A 5,391-nucleotide genomic window follows, 5' to 3' on the forward strand; every position below is an offset into this window, starting at 1 on the left:
AGATAAAGCCCCCGCCCACCCCCGATATCTACACTGGCTTGGTCGTCGGCAGCGACAGTTGTGTATAAGCGACCGCACTGCGCCCGGGGGGGGGCACCCCCACGAACCCCGCACGACGGCGGGGGCCCTGCTCAGCAGGGCCCCGGCCTTCGTATGTGCGGTGTTGTTCAGTTCGCCGTCAGGCGGACTTGCGGCTGTCCCGCGGGTGCACCGCGATGTTCATGGCTCCCGACCGAAGCACCGCGAGGCGCTCCTCCAGGACCTCCTCGAGTTCCTCTCGAGTACGGCGCTCCATGAGCATGTCCCAGTGCGTACGCGCAGGCTTCCCCTTCTTCTCCTCAGGTCCATCGCCGTCAACAAGGAGTGCCTGGGCCCCGCAGACCTTGCACTCCCACTCCGGCGGGATTTCCGCCTCTACCGAGAAGGGCATCTCAAATCGATGTCCGTTCTGGCATGCGTACTCCACGGCCTGGCGCGGAGCCAAGTCGATGCCGCGGTCGGTCTCGTAGCTGGTCACCACGAGGCGCGTGCCGCGAAGAGCTCGCTCACTCATGAATCGTGCCTCCCGGGCTTGTCGCCCACAGGACAGGTGTCGCTGTCGTCGTCATCCGGTCAACGTCCGGTCGGCGGTAAAGATTCCCGTTCAGGGTCATGCGTCGCCGTCGTATGCCGCCCCTTGTTGTACCCACCAGCGCCCGGTTTGTCACATCTGGTCACAGATGTCACCCAGCGTTTCTGAATGCTCATCGCGCAGTAACGGTCCGCCTGGTAGGCCAAACGCGTACACTACCGCCCTTTGGCTTCAGTTGCTAAATCCTGTCGGGTACGGGATTTCCCGCGTCGCGTACCGCACGCCGTACGGGCACCCGCGCGAGCAGCGCGAAACCGATCACGAAGAAGGCCACCAGCGAGATGATCGCGTCCCGATAGCTCCCCGTGAGCTGGAACGTCAGGCCGAACACCAGGGGCCCCAGCCAGGCCATCCCGCGATCGCTGATCTCGTACGCGGAGAAGTACTCGGCCTCCTTCCCCGCAGGAACCAGATGCGAGAAGAGGGACCGCGAGAGGGCCTGGGTGCCGCCGAGCACCAGACCGATCCCCGCGGCGAGCACGAAGAAGCACACCGGCGCCCCCGAAGGCAGGAAATACCCGCCGCCGATCGTCACCGTCCAGGCGACCAGCGAGCCCAGGATCGTGCGCTTGGCCCCGTACGTACGGGCGAGCCGCCCCATGCCGAGCGCGCCCGCCACCGCGAGCAGCTGCACCAGCAGGACCGCCACGATCAGCGTGGACTGGCCGAGGCCCAGCTCCTCCGAGCCGTACACGGACGCCTGGGAGATCACCGTCTGCACGCCGTCGTTGTAGACGAGGTACGCCAGGAGGAAGGCGAGGGTGTGCGGGTGGCGGCGCATGTCGCGCACGGTCGACGCCAGCTGCCGCCAGCCGCGTCCCGCCGTCTCCGAAGGCGGCGCCTTGCGGTCGCGCAGCCTCCGCAGCGGTACGAGCGTGAACGCGCCCCACCACACACCCGCCGACGCCAGACAGATGCGTACGGCCGTCGCCTCGGAGACACCGAAGGTGTCATGCGCCAGGAACAGGACCAGATTCGCCACCAGGACGAGCGCGCCCGACGCGTAACCGAACGCCCAGCCTCGCGAGGAGACGGCGTCGCGCTCCTCGGGGGTCGCGATCTGCGGCAGGTAGGAGTTGTAGAGCACCATCGACACGGCGAGCGACGCATTGGCGACGATCAGCAGGAACCCGCCGAGCAGATAGCGGTCGCCATCCAGGAAGAACATCCCCGCCGTCGCCCCGGCCCCCAGATAGGCCGCTGCCGCCAGGAGCGGCTTCTTGCGGCCCGAACGGTCGGCGGCCGCCCCCGCCATCGGCATCACGAAGATCGAGACGAGCACCGACGCCGAGACCGTGTACGCGAAGAACGACCCGGCGCTGACCGGGACGCCCAGCGGATGGACGTACCCGTCCGCGTCCGCGGCCGCCTTGGCGATCTCCGTCAGATAGGGGCCGAGGAACACCGTCAGGACGCTCGTCGAGTAGACGGAACAGGCCCAGTCGTAGACGTACCAGCCGCGCTGTTCGCGCCGTCGCCCTGCGGCCTCCTCGTCGGCCGTCCGCTCTGCCCGCACGGTGTCGCTGCCCACCCGTGCCCCCTCGCCGTTCCCCGTGGTCCGCTGCCCCCGCCAGAGCGGTCAGGCCCAGGTGCCCCGGTCCTTCAGCACCTCGCGCAGCGTCTCGATGTGATCGGAAATGATGCCATCCACTCCGAGGTCGAGAAGGGCCGTCATGCGGTCCGCGTCATTGACCGTCCAGACATGGACCTGCAGCCCGCGCGCGTGGGCCGCGCGCACGAAGCGGCGGTCGACCACCCGGATCCCGCCGTGCGTCTCGGGCACCTGCGCGCACACCGCGGACGCGCGCACCATGGCCGGCACCCCGTAGGAGCGCAGCCGGAGCGCCGCCACACCCCGCGTCCCGTACGACGTGGCCAGGCGCGGCCCCGCAAGGCGCTGCGCCCTGGCCACCCGGGCCTCCGAGAACGAGCCCACGCACACACGGTCCCAGGCGTCCGTACGGCGCAGCAGATCGAGCAGCGGGAGCAGGGCGGGCCCGGCCTTGACGTCCACGTTCCAGCGGACGTCCGGGAACGACTCCAGGAGCTCTTCGAAGAGGGGCACCGGCTCACGGCCCGCCACGCGCGCGTGGCGCACGTCCTCCCAGGGAAGGCCGGCGATCCGGCCGGCCCCGTCCGTCACCCGGTCCAGCGTCGCGTCGTGGAAGGCGACGAGCCTGCCGTCCGACGTGGCGTGCACGTCCGTCTCGATGTAGCGGTAGCCCAGGCCGACGGCGCGCCGGAACGCGGCCGCGGTGTTCTCCAGGCCGTCGGCCGCCCCGCCGCGGTGGGCGAAGGCGAGCGGGCCCGGATGGTCGAGATAGGGATGGCGTACGCGCTGGGTCACCGCTGCAGTATCGCCTGCTCCGGTTGACCGCCGGCGGCCACCACAGCACTCCCGGATGGAGCAGGGACGGCGAAGAAGCGCAGGAAGAACTGGGCGAGCGGCCCGATCGCCAGCGCGTACAGGATCGTCCCCACACCCACCGTGCCGCCCAGCGCGAAGCCGGTCGCCACCACCGCCACCTCGATCAGCGTCCGCATCAGCCGGATCGAACGGCCCGTGCGCTGATGCAGGCCCGTCATCAGACCGTCCCGCGGACCCGGCCCGAACCTGGCCGAGATGTAGAGCCCGGTCGCCACACCGTTCAGGACGATGCCCGCCACAAGGAGCGGGACACGGGCGCCGAGCGCGTGCGCGTCCGGCAGCAGCGCGAGGGTGCCGTCCATCGCCAGGCCCACGACGAAGACGTTGGACACCGTGCCCAGACCGGGACGCTGCCTCAGCGGGATCCACAGCAGCAGCACGGCCGCGCCCACGAAGATCGAGACGACCCCGATGGACATCCCGGTCAGCTCGGCCAGGCCCTGGTGCAGCACGTTCCACGGCTCGAGGCCGAGCCCGGACTCCACAAGGAGGGCGGAGCTCGCCCCGTACAGCGCCAGGCCCACGTACAACTGGACGAGGCGACGTGCGAGGTGCGCCTTCACTGGTCGCGGCTCCCGGGCGGCCGGTGGAGTCGGTGGCTTCGACGTGGACAAGAGATGCCCCCCGCTAGTGGTAGTGGCCTGACGCATGACACTCTGTGGCTTGTAAAGGGATGCCAACCATGGCCAATTCCAGGAAGGTGGACTGGGAATCATGGCTCAGTGGACTTCGGCGGTGGGCGCCACACAACTCGCCCGGCTGCTCACCTCTCAGCAGACCCGCCCCGCGGGCCCGGGCAGCCGCAGGCCGCCCGCCTACCGAGCCCTCGCCGACGGCATCCGCATGCTCGTCCTCGAAGGCCGGGTCCCCGTCGCCGCCCGGCTGCCCGCCGAGCGCGAACTGGCCGTGTCGCTCTCCGTCAGCCGGACCACCGTCGCCGCCGCGTACGAGGCGCTGCGCACCGAAGGATTCCTCGAATCCCGCAGGGGGGCGGGCAGTTGGACCGCCGTCCCCGCCGGCAACCCGCTGCCCGCGCGCGGGCTCGAACCACTGCCCCCCGAAGCGCTCGGCTCGATGATCGACCTCGGCTGCGCGGCCCTGCCCGCACCCGAGCCCTGGCTCACCCGCTCCGTCCAGGGCGCCCTGGAGGAACTGCCTCCCTACGCCCACACCCACGGCGACTACCCGGCAGGACTGCCCGAACTGCGCCAGATGCTCGCCGAGCGCTACACCGCGCGCGGCATCCCGACCATGCCCGAACAGATCATGGTCACCACCGGCGCGATGGGCGCCATCGACGCGATCTGCCACCTTTTCGCCCCGCGCGGCGAACGCATCGCCGTCGAATCCCCCTCGTACGCCAACATCCTCCAGCTCATGCGCGAGACGGGCGCCCGCCTCGTCCCCGTCGCCATGGCCGATGGACTCGGCGGCTGGGACATGGACCGCTGGCGCCAGGTGCTGCGCGACGCGGCGCCCCGGCTCGCCTACGTGGTCGCCGACTTCCACAACCCCACCGGCGCCCTCGCCGACGAGGACCAGCGGCGCCAACTCGTCGACGCGGCCCGCTCCTCCGGCACCGTCCTCGTCGTCGACGAGACGATGAGCGAACTGCAGCTCGACACGGACCTGCCGATGCCGCGCCCCGTCTGCGGATTCGACCCGGCGGGCTCGACCGTCATCACCGTCGGCTCGGCGAGCAAGGCCTTCTGGGCGGGCATGCGCATCGGCTGGGTACGGGCCGCCCCCGATGTGATCCGCAGCCTGATCTCGGCCCGCGCATACGCCGACATGGGCACCCCCGTCCTGGAACAGCTGGCCGTGAACTGGCTCCTGAACACCGGCGGTTGGGAGTCGGCCGTGGAGGTGCGCAGGGCCCAGGCGCGCGAGAACCGCGACGCCCTGGTCGCCGCCGTCCGCCGCGAACTGCCCGGCTGGGAGTTCGAGGTGCCGGCCGGCGGCCTCACCCTCTGGGTGCGCACCGGCGGCATCTCCGGCTCCCGCCTCGCCGAGGTCGGCGAACGCGTGGGGGTCAGGGTCCCGTCGGGGCCGCGCTTCGGAGTGGACGGCGCGTTCGAGGGGTATGTGCGGCTGCCGTTCACCGTGGGAGGCGCGGTGGCGGACGAGGCGGCGGCGCGACTGGCGGCGGCGGCTCGGTTGGTGGAGACGGGGGCGGGGGCCGGGGTGGAGACGCCTCGGGCGTTTGTGGCGTGATGCCGGGCAGGTGGCAGGTGGCAGGTGGCAGGTGGCAGGTGGCGGGTGGCAGACGACGGATGTAAGGGGTAAAATTTAAAAAAAATTGAAACCGCAACACTCAACGGCGTTGGCGCGT

At 70.6% G+C, this 5,391-nt stretch carries 5 protein-coding genes; 1 reads left to right on the plus strand and 4 read right to left on the minus strand.

Going from position 1 to position 5,391, the window contains the following annotated elements:
* Positions 1–178: 178 nt before the first annotated feature.
* The 4 genes from ACFWY6_RS28995 to ACFWY6_RS29010 form a co-directional block, all read right to left on the minus strand.
* The gene (locus ACFWY6_RS28995; protein WP_030360404.1) at positions 179–553 is read right to left on the minus strand and encodes an RNA polymerase-binding protein RbpA; all 375 of its coding nucleotides are present in this window, start codon (positions 551–553) and stop codon (positions 179–181) included.
* A 256-nt stretch (positions 554–809) separates the two neighbouring features.
* Complete coding sequence (locus ACFWY6_RS29000) at positions 810–2,162, minus strand: MFS transporter (protein WP_384696314.1); 1,353 nt, start codon at positions 2,160–2,162, stop codon at positions 810–812.
* A gap of 48 nt (positions 2,163–2,210) precedes the next feature.
* On the minus strand, positions 2,211–2,978 hold the full coding sequence (locus tag ACFWY6_RS29005) for a glycerophosphodiester phosphodiesterase (protein WP_384696317.1): 768 nt from the start codon (positions 2,976–2,978) through the stop codon (positions 2,211–2,213).
* Positions 2,975–3,709, minus strand: a complete 735-nt coding sequence (locus tag ACFWY6_RS29010; RefSeq protein ID WP_384696320.1) for a YitT family protein — start codon at positions 3,707–3,709, stop codon at positions 2,975–2,977. The genes ACFWY6_RS29005 and ACFWY6_RS29010 overlap by 4 nt, the downstream gene beginning before the upstream one ends.
* A 64-nt stretch (positions 3,710–3,773) precedes the next feature.
* On the opposite strand from ACFWY6_RS29010, the gene ACFWY6_RS29015 reads away from it, so the two are divergent.
* Positions 3,774–5,273 (plus strand): PLP-dependent aminotransferase family protein, encoded by a 1,500-nt coding sequence (locus ACFWY6_RS29015; protein WP_360780750.1) that lies wholly within the window; start codon positions 3,774–3,776, stop codon positions 5,271–5,273.
* Positions 5,274–5,391: the final 118 nt, after the last annotated feature.

The organism is Streptomyces sp. NPDC059037 (assembly GCF_042740015.1).
Lineage (GTDB): Bacteria > Actinomycetota > Actinomycetes > Streptomycetales > Streptomycetaceae > Streptomyces.